At 70.8% G+C, this 15,725-nt stretch carries 14 protein-coding genes and 2 riboswitches; of the genes, 4 read left to right on the top strand and 10 right to left on the bottom strand.

The genetic code is table 11. The features are described 5' to 3' along the window. Window positions 1–639 precede the first annotated feature (639 nt). From ACFO60_RS34070 to ACFO60_RS34110, 9 genes are all read right to left on the bottom strand, one after another. Complete coding sequence (locus ACFO60_RS34070) at window positions 640–2,574, bottom strand: Xaa-Pro dipeptidyl-peptidase (RefSeq protein ID WP_380849136.1); 1,935 nt, start codon at window positions 2,572–2,574, stop codon at window positions 640–642. 183 nt (window positions 2,575–2,757) lie between these two features. Continuing rightward, window positions 2,758–3,690, bottom strand: coding sequence for a hypothetical protein (locus tag ACFO60_RS34075; RefSeq protein WP_380849139.1), 933 nt, complete (start codon window positions 3,688–3,690; stop codon window positions 2,758–2,760). A 248-nt stretch (window positions 3,691–3,938) separates the two neighbouring features. Beyond that, on the bottom strand, window positions 3,939–5,315 hold the full coding sequence (locus ACFO60_RS34080; RefSeq protein ID WP_380849142.1) for an L-serine ammonia-lyase: 1,377 nt from the start codon (window positions 5,313–5,315) through the stop codon (window positions 3,939–3,941). 134 nt (window positions 5,316–5,449) lie between these two features. Next, window positions 5,450–5,839, bottom strand: coding sequence for a glycine cleavage system protein GcvH (gcvH, locus tag ACFO60_RS34085; protein ID WP_380849145.1), 390 nt, complete (start codon window positions 5,837–5,839; stop codon window positions 5,450–5,452). Continuing rightward, entirely contained in the window at window positions 5,836–6,927 is a 1,092-nt protein-coding gene (gene gcvT, locus ACFO60_RS34090) for a glycine cleavage system aminomethyltransferase GcvT (protein WP_380849148.1), read from the bottom strand. Before gcvT ends, gcvH begins: the two co-directional genes overlap by 4 nt. 33 nt (window positions 6,928–6,960) lie before the next feature. Further along, window positions 6,961–7,061: riboswitch (glycine riboswitch) on the bottom strand. Continuing rightward, a riboswitch (glycine riboswitch) is annotated at window positions 7,062–7,159 on the bottom strand. An 18-nt stretch (window positions 7,160–7,177) separates the two neighbouring features. After that, window positions 7,178–7,888: a gamma-glutamyl-gamma-aminobutyrate hydrolase family protein gene (locus ACFO60_RS34095; protein ID WP_380849151.1), complete on the bottom strand. Its 711-nt coding sequence runs from the start codon at window positions 7,886–7,888 to the stop codon at window positions 7,178–7,180. 10 nt (window positions 7,889–7,898) lie between these two features. Beyond that, window positions 7,899–8,663 (bottom strand): 3-oxoacyl-ACP reductase, encoded by a 765-nt coding sequence (locus ACFO60_RS34100; protein ID WP_380849154.1) that lies wholly within the window; start codon window positions 8,661–8,663, stop codon window positions 7,899–7,901. Between the two features lie 56 nt (window positions 8,664–8,719). Continuing rightward, complete coding sequence (locus ACFO60_RS34105; RefSeq protein ID WP_380849157.1) at window positions 8,720–10,063, bottom strand: aldehyde dehydrogenase family protein; 1,344 nt, start codon at window positions 10,061–10,063, stop codon at window positions 8,720–8,722. Between the two features lies 1 nt (window position 10,064). Further along, window positions 10,065–11,411, bottom strand: a complete 1,347-nt coding sequence (locus ACFO60_RS34110; RefSeq protein ID WP_380849160.1) for a glutamine synthetase family protein — start codon at window positions 11,409–11,411, stop codon at window positions 10,065–10,067. Between the two features lie 145 nt (window positions 11,412–11,556). Here ACFO60_RS34110 and ACFO60_RS34115 point away from each other — a divergent pair, with 145 nt between their 5' ends. Continuing rightward, on the top strand, window positions 11,557–12,273 hold the full coding sequence (locus ACFO60_RS34115; RefSeq protein WP_380849163.1) for a FadR/GntR family transcriptional regulator: 717 nt from the start codon (window positions 11,557–11,559) through the stop codon (window positions 12,271–12,273). A gap of 167 nt (window positions 12,274–12,440) precedes the next feature. Beyond that, complete coding sequence (locus tag ACFO60_RS34120; protein ID WP_380849166.1) at window positions 12,441–13,364, top strand: hypothetical protein; 924 nt, start codon at window positions 12,441–12,443, stop codon at window positions 13,362–13,364. 27 nt (window positions 13,365–13,391) lie between these two features. Here the strand turns inward: ACFO60_RS34120 and ACFO60_RS34125 are convergent, their stop codons facing one another. Next, a complete protein-coding gene (locus tag ACFO60_RS34125; protein WP_380849169.1) occupies window positions 13,392–13,979 on the bottom strand; it encodes a TetR/AcrR family transcriptional regulator in 588 nt (195 codons plus the stop codon). Between the two features lie 87 nt (window positions 13,980–14,066). Between ACFO60_RS34125 and ACFO60_RS34130 the strand changes: the two genes are divergently transcribed. Both ACFO60_RS34130 and ACFO60_RS34135 read left to right on the top strand, forming a co-directional pair. Further along, entirely contained in the window at window positions 14,067–15,323 is a 1,257-nt protein-coding gene (locus ACFO60_RS34130; RefSeq protein WP_380849172.1) for an FAD-dependent oxidoreductase, read from the top strand. Between the two features lie 197 nt (window positions 15,324–15,520). Then, complete coding sequence (locus tag ACFO60_RS34135) at window positions 15,521–15,706, top strand: hypothetical protein (RefSeq protein WP_380849175.1); 186 nt, start codon at window positions 15,521–15,523, stop codon at window positions 15,704–15,706. Window positions 15,707–15,725: the final 19 nt, after the last annotated feature.

Genomic DNA, 15,725 nt, shown 5'->3' on the forward strand with positions numbered 1-15,725 from the left:
ACGAGAAGAAGTAGCCGTTGTTGGTGCCGGTCTGGTTGGTGGTCACGGCCGCGTCGGCGGTGCCGGGCAGCATCATGACCGCGGCCGCCGCTATGACGCAGGCACGGCTGACGCGCCGCCAGATGCGGCCGCGTACGCGGCTCTCCGAGCGGGCTAGGGCTTGGTTCATTGCGCGCTTCCTCCTGGTGAAGGCCTGCGGAGGCCGGGCAGCGTGGTACGACCCCATGGGGCTCGCCGGTGGCCGGAGTGACGGCTACCGCGCGCCGGTGTCGCACAACGCGGCGGGGTTGCCGGTCGCAGTGCGGGCGACGACCGGAGGCCCGGGTCACGGTGGGTGCCCGGGGTCGACAGCGCATGAGGTCCGTCGGCGGCGACAGTGTTCGTCCGAGCCCGTCGTGTTGTCAACGATCACCGAAAGATCCCGAAACAGGGATCGCGGTCAAGGCGGTCATTTGGCCTGCACGATGGTCGGACGCTGGTCATTGAGATCATGACCGGCCTGTGAAAGTTTCGGGGGGTCGTGAGCCCGGCCGGCCGCGGAGGCGCGCACGTTTCTCCGCGGCCGGGCGCGGGCTCACGTCCACGCGACCGCCGGGGGACGGGCCCGGCCGCCGGTGTCGCCCCGCGGTCCCTGCGAGGTCAGAAGAGCTTGATCTCCGGAACGGGCAGGTTCAGCTGCCGCGGGCCGTGCCACTTGAGCTTGTCCTTCGGCACCTCACCACCGGCGAGCGGAGTGCTGAGCACCAGCGGGAGGAGCACCTTGCTCTTGGCCAGGTCGACGGTGACGCCGGCCCCGGTGGCCGCCTCGCCGCTGTAGGTCGCGTCGGTGCCGGCGATGACGAGGGCCAGCCGGTGGCCCTTCTTGAAGACGTAGTCCTGCGGCAGGGTCTTCCACTCGACCTTGGCGTACGTCCCGGGCTCCAGCGGGGACGGCTCGCTGAGCGACTCGCGGTTCTGCGCGTCGATCCAGCCGCGGGCGACGATCTCCAGAGGCCGGGTGGCGACGTTCGTGGCCACCTTCTTGTAACAGCCGTCGTCGGCGGCCGTGCTCTCGCCGTGGCAGCTCTCCTCGGTGAGCGTGCTGATGCCCTGGCCGCGCCGCCAGTCCACGCGGGTGTCGTCGCCGAAGTCGACGAGGAGGGCCGTCAGGTTGGAGGTCGGCCTGTCGAGCGCGACGCGCAGGTCCACGACGGGCGTGCCGGACAGGCGCAGGTCCAGCGGCAGCTCGCCGGTGGTGAACGCGACCCTCCCCGGACTGGCCGTGCCGACGTCGGCCACCATCGCGTCCTCGGACTGCCGGACGTCGGTGAAGGCGGCCGTCTGCCCCTTCTTGGCGGGGATGAGACCGAGCGAGCCGTCGGCCGCGGGACGGAAGGGGACCTTGACGGCGAACGGCGCCGGCCAGTCGCGCTGGGTGATCCAGCTCTGCGGGCCGACCTGCACGTCGGCGCGCGGCTCGGCCATGACGCGGTTGCCGACGCCGAGCAGCCAGCGGTCGAACCAGCGGTGCAGCGTGTCGACCCACAGGTCGCGGCGTCCTTCGAAGTCGAACGGATCCACGTGCTGGTACTGGCCGACCCAGATCTTGCGGGGGACGCCCCGCTCGGCCAGGGCCTGCCACCACGCGGAGAAGTTGTCCGGCTTGACGTTGAGGTCGTTGACCGTGTGCACGGCGAAGACGCTGGCGTGCACCTTGGAGGCGTCGCCCAGCGAGCCGGCGATGTAGTCGCGCTCGGCCCAGAAGGCGTTGTAGTCGCCGGTGTCGTCCCCGTCCTCGGCGTCCATGCGCGCCCGCAGGGCGGCGCACTTGGCGTCGGGGTCGGTGTCGACGACGTTGGACAGCCACGACATGTAGTCGTAGTTGTAGACGACGCCGTTGGAGCGCTGGTACTTGTACCAGGAGCTGATCGCCGAGATCGGGACGATCGTCTCCAGTCCCTTGACGCCGGTGGCCGCCACGGCGTTGGCCAGCGTGCCGTCGTAGGACTTGCCGATCATCCCGGCCTTGCCGGTGGTCCAGTCGGCGACGGCGGGCGTGCCGTCCTCCCGGTAGGCGGCGGCGCGGCCGTTCAGCCAGTCGATGACGGCCTTGCCGCCCAGCACGTCGGCTCGCCCGCCGACGTCCGGGCAGCCGTCCGACTTCGTGGTGCCGATCATGTCGACGTTGAGGACGGCGTAACCGCGCGGCACGAAGTAGTTGTCGTAGAACAGCGGGAACCTGGCGAGATCGCCGGCGGCGTCGTAGACCTTCCGCTCGGCCTCGTTACCGCGGCCGGAGTTGTCGTAGTACGGGCTCTCGTCGATGATCACCGGTACTTTGAGGCCCGGGCCCGACTCCTTGGGCCTGATGATGTCCACGCGGACGCGGTCGAGCCTGCCGTCGGAGTCGCTGTCGACGCTCGACTCGACGAACACGTGCTCGCGGACGGCGTCTGCGTAGGAGAAGACCGGTTGGCTCCGCCCCTGCTCCACGGTGATGGCGGGGGTGGCGGTGGTGGCGGTGGCCGCGTTGGCGGGTGTGCTGCCCACCATGACCACGGCGAAGCCGATGAGGGCGGCGCGTATGTGCGGCAAGCGGTGCCTCCAGGAGGTAGGGAAACATCCGCAATCTCCATGAGTGTCCGCATTGTCGACAAGATTCGTTTATGCGATCGACATCGCCTTGGTCCTGCCATGTGACATGGTCTTGGCGCCCCGCATGCCGTCAGGGAAGGCCGTCGGTGGTGCGGGAGACGAGGTCAAGGTAGTCCTCGCGGGTCAGCGTGCGCAGGGTGAACGCCATGCCCTGCTCCGAGGCGAAGCGGTGGGCCTCTTCGGATCCCAGGGGCCGGGAAGGTGCCGCAGAGGCTTGTCGTTCCCGCTCATGATGAAAAGCCCGGACACGGTCGCGTACCGGTAGACGAGGAGGCTCGCCGCCTCACCCGGCGCGGGACCAAGGGGGAGCCGGTCGTGGACCATCGGCCGGCCGGGCCAGACACGTAGCACTCCCTCGTCCCTGACGGAGAGGTTGGGGCCGCCCGGCGGGCCGAGGATCTTGCCGCGACCGGCCCGCCTGCGGTGCCACGCCCGGTGCGCGGGCCGCAGGACGATCAGCAGGGGACTGAAGAAGATCGCCAGCCACTTGACCTCCAGCACGTCCAGCAGGAACCTGCCGATCATGCTCAGCCCGCGCCAGCCGAGCCAGCCGACCGTCGAGGCGAGGGTGGCCATCACCACCAGGCCCGCCGCGCCCGCCGCGTACATGGCGATCTGCCGCTGCTTGGGCGTCAAGCGGGGGGGGGGCGGGCCGGGGACGAAGCGGCTCGAGCCCGGGGCGCGCCCGGCGAGGACCGCCCGCACCTGCGCGGGCGCCGCCTCCAGGGCGCTCACCACCGGTATCCCTGCCCTGGCCGCGAGGGCCGCCACCTCCGTGCTCGGCCACATGCCCGGGATGTCCAGCAGCACCAGCCCGTCGGCGTCCAGCGCCGCGAGCCCGTTGACCTGTTGCGCGGCCTTCTTCCCCTTGCCGTCGAGGATCATGCGGTCGTGCCGGTAGTGGTACAGCGCGGCGGGCGTGACCCGGGATGAACGCCCCGAGGAGGAGTCGGTCACCACCAGCTTCCCGGCCTCCGCGTCCCAGGTCACGACCAGAGGGGGAGCGGGCGAGCCGAAGAGCGTCCCGCCGCCGGGCCGGAGCTCTGCCTGCGGCACTAAAGCAGGATCTTCACGACCGTCCATCGCCACCCCGGCACCATCGGAACGACCTCGGCCCCCGCGACCGACCCTCCTCAAGAATCTACGCCGCCACCCCACCCAGCGCGACCGTCAGACCCGCCGAAGCCCACCGGGCGTGGTGGAGGGGCTCGGACCGCTCGAGCTCGCCGCGCGGGCGGAGGTCGCCTTGAACCTCGTGGGCGGGGAGACCGAGCTGTCCGTCGTCGATCTTCTGGAGCCGCGGGTCAGCATTCGATGACGTTGACGGCCAGGCCGCCGCGGCTGGTCTCCTTGTACTTGTCGAGCATGTCGCGTCCGGTGTCGCGCATGGTCTTGATGGCCTTGTCGAGGGCCACGAAGTGGCGGCCGTCGCCGCGCAGGGCGATGCGGGCGGCGGTGATGGCCTTGATGGAGGCGACCGCGTTGCGCTCGATGCAGGGGATCTGCACCAGGCCGCCGATCGGGTCGCAGGTGAGGCCCAGGTTGTGCTCGATGCCGATCTCGGCGGCGTTCTCGACCTGTTCGGGGGTGCCGCCGAGCGCCTCGGTCAGGCCCGCGGCGGCCATCGAGCAGGCCGAGCCCACCTCGCCCTGGCAGCCGACCTCGGCGCCGGAGATGGAGGCGTTCTCCTTGAAGAGCACGCCGATCGCGCCGGCCGTGAGCAGGAAGCGCACGACCCCGTCGTCGTCGGACTGGGGCGTGAACCGGTCGTAGTACGTCAGCACGGCGGGGATGATGCCGGCGGCGCCGTTGGTCGGGGCGGTGACGACGCGGCCGCCGGCGGCGTTCTCCTCGTTCACGGCGAGGGCGAACAGGGTGACCCAGTCCATCGCCTGGAGGGGGTCCTTCTCGGGGGCCTCGCTCTGCAGGCGCCTGAGCATCTGGTTCGCGCGCCGCTTGACCTTCAGGCCGCCGGGGAGCACGCCCTCCTTGGCGGTGCCCCGGCGCACGCACTCGGACATGACGCTCCAGAGGTTCAGCAGATCTGCTCTGATCTGCGCCTCGGTGCGGCCGAAGGCCTTCTCGTTCTCCAGCATGAGCCCCGAGATCGACAGCCCGGTCTCGGAGCAGTGGCGCAGGAGCTCGGCCCCCGTGGTGAACGGGTACGGCAGCTCGGTGTCGTCCTGCTTGATGCGGTCGGCGCCGGTGGCGTTCTCGTCCACCACGAATCCGCCGCCCACCGAGTAGTAGACCTTCTCGCGGACCGGCTCTCCTTCGGCGGTGAAGGCGGTGAACCGCATGCCGTTGGGGTGGTGCGGCAGCGAGATCTTGCGCTCGAACACCAGGTGCTCGCCGATGACGAACGGGATCTCGCGCGTGCCGTACAGCTGGACGGTGCCGGAGGCGCGCATGCGCGCGAGCCGGTCATCGACGGTGTCCACGTCGACCAGCTCGGGTTTCTCGCCGGACAGGCCGAGCAGCACCGCCTTGTCGCTGCCGTGCCCCTTGCCGGTGAGGCCGAGCGAGCCGTACAGGATGACCTCGACCCGGGCGGTCTTCTCCAGGAGCCCGTCCTGGTGCAGGCCTCGGGCGAACTTGTGGGCGGCCGCCATCGGGCCGCCGGTGTGCGAGCTGGACGGCCCGATGCCGATCTTGAACAGGTCGAAGACGCTGATCGCCATTGATCTTCCGTCCTTGGGAACGTGTCAAGCGGGAAATGCCCGGACGAACGCGGGCTACGCATCTGTGCGCATTCGCGTGCGCCGGCCGGTCGGGCGGCCGGCCGGCGACGGTGGTCGGGACGGACGAGGAAAGGTCAGGAATCGGAGGTCGTGAAGGTGGTGTACTCCTCGGCGGTGAGGAGCTCCTCGGGGGTGCCCTCAACGCGGACGCGGAACAGCCAGCCGTCGCCGTAGGGGTCGGAGTTGACCAGCGAGGGGTCGTCCACGACGGTCTGGTTGACCTCGACGACCTCGCCGGCGACCGGCGCGTAGATGTCACTGACGGACTTGGTGGACTCGACCTCGCCCACGGCGTCGCCCGCCTCGACGGTGCCGCCCGCCTCCGGCAGCTGGACGAAGACCACGTCGCCCAGCGCCTCGGCGGCGAACGCCGTGATGCCCACGGTCACGGTGAGGCCGTCGTCGAGACCGGCCACCCACTCGTGCTCCTTGGTGTAGCTGAGCTCCTCGGGAATGCTGCTCACTTGCTCCTCCGGTAAAAAGGCAGGTCAATCACGTCGACCGGTTCATGGCTACCACGGATGTCGACCGCCAGGCCCTCGGACACGTTGGTGTCCACGTAGGCCATCGCGATCGGCTTGCCGAGAGACTGCGAGGGTGCGCCGCTGGTGACCTCTCCAACGACGGTGCCGTCAGTCAGCAGCACCACAGGGTAGCCGTGGCGCGGCACTCGGCGGCCCCGCGCGACCAGGCCGGTGAGGCGCCGTCGCGGAGGGACGTCCTTGAGCGGCGCGAGCGCCGCGCGGCCGACGAAGTCGCCGGCCTTGTCGAACCGCACGACGCGGCCGAGGCCGGCGTCGAAGGGGGTCAGCCCGGCGTCCAGCTCGTTGCCGTACAGCGGCATGCCGGCCTCCAGGCGCAGGGTGTCGCGGGCGGACAGCCCGGCGGGGCGCAGGCCGTAGGAGTCGCCCGCCTTGGTGAGCTCCTGCCACAGCGGCACGGCGTCGCCGGCGGCGACGAACAGCTCGAAGCCGTCCTCGCCGGTGTAGCCGGTGCGGGCGATGAGCGCCTCGACGCCGGCGACGGTGCCCGGCAGGCCCGCGTAGTACTTCAGCCCGGGCAGGTCGGCGTCGGTGAGGGTGCTGAGGATCTCTTGGGCGTGTGGCCCCTGTACGGCGATCAGCGCGTACTCGGCGGAGCGGTCGCGGACGCCGGCCTGGAATCCCTCGGCGCGCTGGGCGAGTTCGGCGGCCACCAGCTCGTAGTTGGAGGCGTTGGCCACGACGAGGAACTCCTCGGCGGCCAGGCGGTAGACGATCAGGTCGTCGAGGACGCCCCCGTTGGGGGCGCAGATCATGGTGTAGCGGGCCCGGCCGGGCTCCAGTGCCGACAGGTTGCCCACCAGCGCGTAGTCCAGCGCCTCGCCGGCCTGCGGGCCGGTGACGAAGATCTCGCCCATGTGGGAGAGGTCGAACAGCCCGGCGGCCGTGCGCACCGCGTTGTGCTCGGCGGACTCGCTGCCGTAGCGGAGCGGCATCAGCCAGCCGGCGAAGTCGGTGAGCGTCGCGCCGAGGCTCTCGTGCACCTCGCGGAGCGGTGTTGGTCGGGACATGATGCGCACCTCAGACAGGGTTGGATGAGAGCATCCTCCCCCTCTGTCATCGGTGCCTGAGAGTTTCGCCCGGGTTTTACCGGACTTTCACCTTCGGCGAGGCTCCGTGGAGAAGCCTGCTTTCCAGAGATCACCTGGCCCGCGCGGTCCTTTGCCTTGTGAGGTTCGCGGGGAGGACTTGCTCCTTCAGGGGTCCTGACCGGATGTCAGGACGCTCTCCCGCACGGGATCACCGGTGTTCTCGCACACCCTACCAATGCCGGTCGCCCGCCGTCGCGGCGGCGACGAGCGCCTCGAACAGGTGACCTTCCTCGCCCGCCTCGGGGTGCCACTGCACGGCCAGCGCGAAGGGGTGGCCGGTCAGCTCCACGGCCTCCACGGTGCCGTCGTCGCAGGTCGCCGACACGGTGAGGCCGTCGCCGAGCCGGTCGACGGCCTGGTGGTGGTAGTGCGCCGCGTCGATCTCGTCCTCGCCCAGCACCTTGGAAAGGACGGTGCCCGGCGCCGGGCGCACCGGCAGGTGGCCGAACTCGCCCGGCGCGGGGGAGTGGCCGCCGTGGCCGACCACGTCGGGAAGGTGCTGGTGCAAGGTACCGCCGAGGTGGACGTTCAGGACCTGCATGCCCCGGCACACGCCGAGCAGCGGCATCCCCTCTTCCAGCGCGGCGCCGACCAGCTCGAACTCCGCCTCATCACGAAATTGCCGGATATAGCCGGTCTGCTGGTGCGGCCGCTCGCCGTATCTGGCCGGGTCGACGTCGCCGCCTCCCGCCACGATCAGGCCGTCGAGCCGCCCGGCCAGCGGCGCCGGGTCGCCCGCCGGGGGCAGGATGACCGGCTGGCCTCCCGCCCGCACGACGTGCTCGACGTAGGTGTACGGCAGCAGCGCCGCCGGCGTCCGCCAGACCGTGAAGGCGGCGGGCTCGACGTAGCAGGTGATGCCGATGACGGGTCGCGACATGGGCGCCAGGCTACAGCGGGGTCACGTAGGCGCCGGAGATGCCGCCGTCCACCAGGAACTCCGCGCCGGTGATGAAGCTCGCGTCGTCGGAGGCCAGGAACGCGGCGGCGGCGGCGATCTCGGAGGCCTCGGCGAACCGGCCCAGCGGGATGTGCACCAGACGCCGCTGAGCCCGCTCGGGGTCCTTGGCGAACAGCTCACGCAGCAGCGGCGTGTTCACCGGCCCCGGGCACAGCGCGTTGACCCGGATGCCCTCGCGCGCGAACTGCACGCCCAGCTCGCGGGACATCGCGAGCACGCCGCCCTTGGAGGCGGTGTAGGAGATCTGGGAGGTCGCCGAGCCCATCACGGCCACGAACGACGCGGTGTTGATGATCGACCCCTTGCCCTGCCGCCGCATGTACGGGATGGCGTGCTTGCAGCAGAGGTACACGCTGGTCAGGTTGACGTCCTGAACCCGCCGCCAGGCGTCCATGCCCGTGGTCAGGATGGAGTCGTCGTCGGGCGGGGAGATGCCGGCGTTGTTGAAGGCGACGTCGACGCTCCCGTAGGTGTCGAAGGCCGTGCCGAACATCCGGGCGACGTCGTCCTCGCTGGTCACATCGGTGCGGACGAAGATCCCCCCGACCTCTTCCGCGATCTTCGCGCCGCCCTCCTCGTCGAGGTCGGCGCACACGACCTTCGCGCCCTCCTCGGCGAAGCGGCGGGCCGTGGCGAGGCCGATGCCCCCCGCCGCACCCGTGATGACGGCGACGCGGTCGTGCAGACGTTGCATGGTGACGAACTCCCTGAGTGGTGGATTCCCCGATGTCGCCTCCGGCGCCGGAGGAGTCAGTGGGCGATGAAGACGTTCTTGGTCTCGGTGAAGGCGGCGAGCGCGTCCGGGCCCAGCTCGCGGCCGAGTCCCGACTGCTTGAAGCCGCCGAAGGGGGTCCAGTAGCGGACCGACGAGTGCGAGTTGACCGACAGGTTGCCGGCCTCGATGGCGCGGGCCATGCGGAGGGCGCGGCCCACGTCCCGGGTCCAGATCGACCCGGAAAGCCCGTACGCGGTGTCGTTGGCGATCTGGACGGCCTCCGCCTCGCCGTCGAACGGGACGACGCTGACCACGGGCCCGAAGATCTCCTCGGTGAACGCGCGCTCGTCCAGCGAGTCGTGCGTGAGCACCGTCGGCGGGTACCAGAAGCCCTTGCCGGCCGGGCACGTCCCCTGGAAGCGCGGGACGCCGGTCACGAACGAGGCCACCCGTTCACGATGGCCGGCGCTGATCAGCGGCCCCATGTCGGTGCCGGGGTCGCGCGGGTCGCCCACGGTGAGCCCGCCGACCGTCGTGATCAGCCGGTCGAGGAACTCGTCGAACACCGGCCGCTCCACCAGGATGCGCGAGCGCGCGCAGCAGTCCTGGCCGCTGTTGTCGAAGACCGCCGAGGGCGCGGTCGCCGCGGCCCGCTCCAGGTCGGCGTCCGCGAAGACCACGTTGGCGCTCTTGCCGCCGAGCTCCAGCGTGACCCGCTTGACCTGCTCGGCCGCCCTGCCGGCGATGAGCTTGCCCACCTCGGTCGACCCGGTGAAGACGATCTTGTTGACGCCCGGGTGCCGCACGAGCCGGGCCCCCGCGACCTCCCCTGCTCCAGGCAGGACCTGGAGCACCCCCTCGGGGAGGCCCGCTTCGAGAGCCAGCTCGGCCAGCCTCAAAGCCGTCAGCGGAGTCCATTCGGCGGGTTTGACGATGACGGTGTTGCCCGCCGCCAGCGCCGGGGCCGCACCCCAGGTCATGATGACCATGGGGAAGTTCCACGGCACGATCACGCCGACGACCCCGAGCGGCTCGGCGAAGGTGATGTCCACTCCGCCCGGCACCGGGATCTGCTTGCCGTGATTGCGTTCAGGCGCCCCCGCGTAGAAGTGCAGGACGTCGCGGACGTTGCCCGCCTCCCAGCGGGCGTTGCCGATCAGGTGGCCGGCGTTGGCCAGCTCCAGCGAGGCCAGTTCGTCGCCGTGCCTGTCGACCAGGTCGGCGAAGCGACGCAGCAGCCGGGCGCGATCGCCGGGGGAGACCTCCCGCCAGGCGGGGAACGCCTTCCTGGCGCGCTCCACCACGCGGTCGGTCTCGGCCAGGTCGGCGAGCTCGACATCGGCGAGCACGTCCTCGGTGGCAGGGTTGATGATCTTCATTTCACATCCGCTCGAAACCGCGGAACAGCTCCCAGTCGGTGACGGCCGCGTCGAAGGCGGCCAGCTCGACCCGGGCGTTGTTGGCGTAGTGCTCGACGACCTGCTCCCCGAGCGCGTCCCGGGCGATCTTCGACCCCTCCCACAGGACCAGCGCGTCCCGCAGGGTGGTGGGCACGGTCGCGGCGCCGGCGGCGTAGGCGTTGCCAGCGTAGGCCTCCTCCAGCGGCAGCTCGTGCTCGATGCCGTACAGCCCCGCCGCGATGAGGCCCGAGACGGCCAGGTAGGGGTTGACATCGCCGCCGGGCACGCGGTTCTCCACGCGCAGCGACGGCCCGTGCCCGACCAGGCGCAGGGAGCAGGTGCGGTTGTCCACGCCCCATTTGACCGCCGTCGGGGCGAAGCTGCCGGGCACGTAGCGCTTGTAGGAGTTCACGTTGGGCGCGAAGAGCAGCGTCAGCTCGCGCATCGCGGCGAGCTGCCCGGCGATGAAGTGCTCGCCGAGCCGGGACAGCCCGTGCGGCCCGTCGCCGGCCATGACCGGCTCGCCGTCGTCGCCGCGCAGAGAGATGTGGATGTGGCAGGAGTTGCCCTCGCGCTGGTTCGGCTTGGCCATGAAGGTGACCGCCATGCCCTCCTGGGCGGCGATCTCCTTGGCGCCGTTCTTGTAGATCGAGTGGTTGTCGCAGGTGGTGAGCGCCTCGGCGAACCGGAAGGCGATCTCGTGCTGTCCGAGGTTGCACTCGCCCTTGGCCGACTCGACGTACATGCCCGCGCCCTCCATGCCGAGCCTGATGCGGCGCAGCAGGGGCTCGACGCGCGCGCCGCCGAGCAGGGAGTAGTCGACGTTGTACTGGTTCGCCGGGGTCAGGTCGCGGTACGCCTTGGACCAGGCGCTCTCGTAGCTGTCGTTGTAGACGACGAACTCGAGCTCGGTGCCCACGTACGCGGCCCAGCCGCGCTCGGCCAGCCGGGCCGTCTGCCCGCGCAGGATCTGCCGCGGCGAGGCGGCGACGTCGGCGCCGTCCTCCCACACCAGATCGGCCATGAGCATGGCCGTGCCCTCCTGCCACGGCACCTTGCGCAGCGTGGACAGGTCGGGACGCATCACGAAGTCACCGTAGCCCCGGTCCCAGGACGACATGGTGTAACCGCCGACGGTGTTCATGTCGACGTCCACGGCGAGGAGGTAGTTGCATCCTTCCGCGGCGTGGTGCAGGACCTCCTCCAGGAAGTACCGCGCGGACAGCCGCTTGCCCTGGAGGCGTCCCTGCATGTCGGCGACGGCCAGGAGCACGGTGTCGACCCGCCCGGCGGACACCTCTTCACGCAGTCGGTCGACGGTGAGCACCGCGCCTCCTTCTCGCAGAGGTCTGGAAACAGACCATTGGAGGCATGCAAGCACCAGCGGCCGCCCCCCGTCAACGGTCCGACAGCACCCGAGCCGCCGAATGGACTAATCTCGAACCATTGAGGCCGGTTCTGGGGAGGACGTGATGGACGGGCTCGTCGCGCTCCTGCGTCCCGTCCGCGCCGGCAACGCCTTCGAAGAGACCGTCGAACGGCTGCTCCAGGCCATCAAGCTCGGCGTCGTCGCGCCCGGCGACAAGCTCCCCGCCGAGCGCGAACTGGCCGTCCAGCTCGGGATCAGCCGGGTCACGCTGCGCGAGGCCATCCGCGCCCTCCAGGAGGCCGGCTACCTCGACGTGCGGCGCGGCAGGTACGGCGGGGCGTTCGTCGTCTACGAGCCGCCGCGGCCGCGTCAGGGCGACCTGCGCCGGGCCGTCAACCTGATGGGCGCCGGCGAGCTGGACGACGCGCTGACCTTCCGCATGGCGATCGAGTGCGGCGCCGCCCAGGTGCTGGCGGCCACCGACCTGTCCGAGGAGCAGCGCGCGACCCTCCAGCGCAGGCTGGCCGACGTCAACGACGCGGCCCCCGCCGACTACCGGCGGCTGGACACGGCCTTCCACCTGTCCATCGCCGAGCTGACCGGGTCGTCGCTGCTCGCCTCGGCCGCCGCCGACGCGCGGCTGCGGGTCACCGACCTGCTCAACGCCATCCCGGTGCTCGGCCCCAACATCGACCACGCCGCCGCGCAGCACGCAGCGATGGTCGCGGCCATCCTCGCCGGCGACCCCGAGGCCGCGCGGCACGCCGTCGTCGAGCACCTTGACGGCACCGCGGCCCTGCTGCGCGCCTTCCTCGCCTAATGGGAGTTAGCGGGTCGGCGGCTGACCCCCTCCCGCCAGCGGCGACACCGCCGAGGGCACCGGGCCGCCTTTCCGATCGTCTGACAGGGGGAGGGAATCGACGGGACGGATGGCACGGCCCGGTGGATCAACGACCGCGGGGCCGTACGTAGCATCGGTAGTGGGGGATGCCTGTGGAAGTCTGGTTTCACGAACGGATCATCGACACCGGACGGCTGCCGCTCTTCTGCTTCCTGACGGCGCTGATCGTCACGTTCGTCTTCACCCGCGCCAACGTGCGGCTGATCCGGGCCAGGGTCGGCTGGTTCCGCAACGTCAACGTGGGCGACGTCCACGTCCACCACGTCGTGTTCGGCGTGGTCCTCATGCTCTTCGGCGGCGTCGCCGGGCTGGTCACCGCGCAGCTGTCCTCCGGCTGGTACGCGTTCACCGCCGCGGTCTTCGGGGTCGGCGCGGCGCTGGTGCTCGACGAGTTCGCGCTCATCCTGCACCTGCGGGACGTCTACTGGTCGGAGGAGGGACGCACGTCGGTCGACGCGGTCTTCGTGGCGATAGCGGTGACGCTGCTCCTGCTGCTGGGCCTGCGTCCCTTCGGCTGGGAGGTGCCCGAGCCCTCGCCCGCCGGCCGGTGGTCGGCGGGCCTGCTGCTCCTGCTCAACCTGGTGCTCGCCGTGGTCACGCTGCTCAAGGGCAAGATCTGGACCGGGCTGGCCGGGCTGTTCCTGCCGCTCCTGCTGATCGTCGGCGCGGTGCGCCTGGCGCGTCCCGGGTCGCCCTGGGCGCACTGGTTCTTCTCACCCGGCTCCCGCCGGCCGAGGCCGTCCAAGATGGCGAAGGCGGTCCACCGCGAGATCCGCTGGCGACGCCCGGTGATCAGGGCGAAGATCGCCGTCCAGGAGTTCGTCTCGGGTCGCCACGACCTTCCGTCCGTCTGGAGCGGCAGGACCGGCGAGGCGGCAAGGACGGCGGAGGCGGCAAGGACGGCCGAGACGCCCAGGACCGCTGAGACGCCCAGGACCGCTGGGACGTCCACGCCCGGCGAGGCGGCGAAGAGGGGCGAGACGGCGGGGCGGCCGTGGGCGAACCCGTGATCGCGGGCGCGGCGAGCGCGCCGGCGATCATGGGTGCAGGTGGGTCAGCAGGCGCCTGACCTGCTCGGCGTAGTGGTCGGTGAAGGTCGGCGAAGCCGGGTCGGCCTCGCACAGGACGCGCACCAGATGCGGGAAGGCCACCCCCGCGCTCGACACGGCGAACAGCGCCAGGAGCAGGCAGGCGGGGTCGATGTCGGCGGGGAACTCGCCGTCCGCCTGGCGCCGCCGCATGTCCTCCAGATCGCGCCGCAGGTCTTCCGCGAGCTCCGGCGCCACGGCGCCGTCGGTCAGGCCCTCCCACATGAACATCTTGCCGAAATCGCGGTTGCGGGCGTTGACCTGAACGTAGGCCGCGGCCAGATCAGGGAGCGAGGTGGCGGGGTCGGCGAAGGCGCTCTCGGTGTTCTGCCACCGGTTGGTGAGCTCGCGGTAGAGGCCCTCCTTGCCGCCGAAGTAGTACGAGATGAGCTGCTTGTTCACGCCCGCCCTGGCCGCGATCTCGCTCACCCGGGCGCCGGCGAATCCTTTGGCGCCGAACTCCTCGATGGCGGCGCGCACGATGCGCTCTTTGGTGCGCTCGGGGTCGCGCTGCCGCTCGGCGGGGGCACGTCTCATGGGGTCACGCTAGCACTCTCATCCTCGCGGGTGATTTTCTCATCCTTATGGTTGACACAATTAGCCATACGGTTGATAGTCGGTCTTATGAGTCTTCGCATAGCGGTGATCGGCGGTGGCGTCGGCGGCCTCTGCCTGGCACAAGGACTGCACAAGGCGGGCGCCGACGTGACCGTCCACGAACGCGACCGCACCCCCGGCGACCGGCTGCAGGGATACCGCGTCCACATCGACCCCAACGGCGCGCGAGCGCTGCACGACTGCCTGCCCCCGCGGCTCTGGGAGACGTTCGTCGCCACCACCGGCGCGCGCGGGCAAGGCCTGGCCTTCCTCACCGAGCAACTGGAGGAACTGCTGCTGCTGCCGGTGCCGCCCTCAGGCGACCCCGTCGACGACCACCACTCGGTCAGCCGCATCACCCTCAGGCAGATCCTGCTGTCGGGACTCGAGGAGGTGGTGCGGTTCGGCAAGACCTTCGAGCGCTACGAGCGGGAGCCCGGCGGGCGCACCCGCCTGTTCTTCCAGGACGGATCCAGCGACGTGGCCGACATCGTGGTCGGCGCCGACGGCGGCAACTCCAGGGTCAGGAAGCAGTACCTGCCGCACGCCAGGCGCGTCGACACCGGGATCATCGGCATCGCGGGCAAGTTCGCGCTGACGCCGGACACCCGGGACATGATCCATCCCGGCCTGTACCAGCGGGCCAACAGCGTCATCCCGCCGAAGGGCGCGGGCCTGTTCTGCGCGCCGCATGACCTGGGGGAAGGGCCGGAGCCGCCGTACGGCGAGATCGGCGGCACGGACAGGGAAGGCGCCCTGTACGACAACACCGGCAGCTATGTCCTGTGGGCGTTCGCCGCGCGGAACGAGCGCTACCCGAGGAACATGGCCGAACTGCCGGGTGAGGAACTGCGCGGCACCGTGGCGGGCCTGATGAGCACCTGGCACCCGGACCTGCGCAGGCTCGTCACCATGTCCCACCCCGACACCGTCTCGCTGCTGCCGATTCGCACCTCGGTGCCCGTCGGCCCCTGGCCCGCGACCACGATCACGCTGCTCGGCGACGCCGTCCACAGCATGACTCCGATGCGCGGCGTCGGCGCCAACACGGCCCTCCGCGACGCTCACCTTCTCTGCCGCGCGCTGACCGGCGGACGAGACCCGGTCGAGGCGATCGCCGCCTACGAGGCCGAGATGCGCGAGTACGGCTTCGCCGCCGTCCGCGACTCCATGCGCGCGGCCAGGCAGTTCGTCGGCGGCGGCACTCTGGCCAGGCTCGGCTTCAAGACGTTCCTGCGCACCGCCCGCCGCTACCCCGCCTTCAGAAGGAAGGTCTTCTCCTGACCCGCTCCCGTCCTGCGCCTGTCGTCCCGCGCCTTGTGCCGTCCGGCCGCCGTCTCAGGCGTTGGCGCGCCCACGCGCGGCGGCTCGGACGGCCGCCGACCTGCCCGCCGCCATCGGCCACGCATGGACCGTCGATTGCGGGGGAGTGGGCAGGGGCCAACGTTGATCGGGTGAGGAGGCGAAGCACGATGGGATTCATGGACAACTGGAAGCTGCTCAAGCTCAAGGCCCGTGTGAAGCGGGGGTTCGGCGCCGGCACCGGCAACCGCACCATGGCCGCCGAGGCCCGCACCGAGGAAGCCGAGGCCCGGCTGCTGCAGACCCGGGACGAGCTGGAGGAGGTCGCCCGGCAGATCCGCCGCGAATACGGCGTCCGCCGCTGACCGGCCGCCCGCCTTTCGC

The sequence above is a fragment of the Sphaerisporangium dianthi genome, assembly GCF_042654065.1.
In the GTDB taxonomy this organism is placed as follows: Bacteria; Actinomycetota; Actinomycetes; order Streptosporangiales; family Streptosporangiaceae; genus Sphaerisporangium; species Sphaerisporangium dianthi.